This is a genomic window from Pseudomonas sp. CG7 (assembly GCF_023701885.1).
Classification (GTDB): Bacteria; Pseudomonadota; Gammaproteobacteria; order Pseudomonadales; family Pseudomonadaceae; genus Aquipseudomonas; species Aquipseudomonas zanjanensis.
Map to the genome: position 1 here is coordinate 1 of NZ_JABAEE010000176.1, position 1523 is coordinate 1523.

Genomic DNA, 1523 nt, shown 5'->3' on the forward strand with positions numbered 1-1523 from the left:
ACCCTCACCGGCGCCGACGGCAAACCGGTTACCGCGCAAAACGGTCCTGTGACGGTCACGCTCGACAGCGGCAAGACGATCACTATCGCCGCTGGCGCAAGCTCGGGCACGCTCGATGTCGCTGTGGGTAACGACGTTTACCAAGGTCCGACCACCGTCACTGAGTCGATCAAAGATGCATCCGGTGGCAACCTCGAAGCCATCGCGCCTAACACCGCTCCGGTTAGCACCGTGGTCAGCGATGTCAACGACACCACCACCGTGACGTTGACCGCCACTCCGACCGTGAATGAAAACGGCACCATCACTTACACCGCTACCCTGACCGGTGCCGACGGCAAGCCAGTTACCGCACAAAACGGCCCGGTCACCGTGACGCTGGAAAGCGGCAAGACCATCACCATCGCAGCCGGTGCAAGTTCGGGTACGCTCGATGTCGCTGTGGGTAATGACGTTTATCAAGGTCCGACCACCGTCACCGAATCGATTGCCTCGGCATCGGGCGGTAACCTGGAAGCCATCGCTCCAAACACTACGCCAGTTAGCACTGTGGTCAGCGATGTCAACGACACCACCGCCGTGACGTTGACCGCCACGCCGACCGTGAATGAAAACGGCACCATCACCTACACCGCGACTCTGACTGGTGCCGACGGCAAGCCAGTTACCGCGCAAAACGGTCCGGTGACAGTCACGCTCGAAAGCGGCAAAACCATCACCATCGTCGCCGGCGCGAGCTCAGGCGAATTGGACGTGACGGTCGGCAACGACGTGTACCAAGGTCCGACCACCGTCACCGAAAGCATCAGTACCGCTACTGGCGGCAACCTCGAAGCCATCGCGCCTAACACCGCTCCGGTTAGCACCGTGGTCAGCGACGTCAACGACACCACCACCGTGACGTTGACCGCTAATCCGACCGTGAATGAAAACGGCACGATCACTTACACCGCGACCCTGACCGGCGCCGATGGCAAGCCAGTTACTGCGCAAAACGGTCCGGTGACCGTGACTTTGGAAAGTGGCAAAACCATCACCATCGCCGCCGGCGCAAGCTCGGGTGCGTTGGATGTAGCCGTCGGCAACGATGTTTACCAAGGCCCAACCACCATCACCGAATCGATTACCTCGGCATCGGGCGGTAACCTGGAAGCCATCGCTCCAAACACCACGCCAGTCAGCACTGTGGTTAGCGATGTCAACGACACCACTACCGTGACGCTGACCGCCACGCCGACCGTGAATGAAAACGGCACCATCACCTACACCGCCACCCTGACCGGTGCCGACGGCAAACCCGTCACTGCGCAGAACGGTCCGGTCACCGTGACGTTGGAAAGCGGCAAGACCATCACCATCGCAGCCGGCGCGAGCTCAGGCGATTTGGACGTAGCAGTCGGCAACGACGTGTACCAAGGCCCAACCACCGTCACCGAGTCGATCAAAGATGCATCCGGTGGCAACCTCGAAGCCATCGCAGTCGATAAGACCGGCGCGTCGACGGCCGTGGGCGACACTGTCGA

Annotated in this window: 1 protein-coding gene; it reads left to right on the top strand. The window is 60.9% G+C overall.

Annotated features, from left to right (window positions below):
• Positions 1-1523: immunoglobulin-like domain-containing protein (locus tag HGO40_RS30450; protein WP_353050744.1), on the top strand; the 1523-nt coding region annotated here is incomplete at both ends.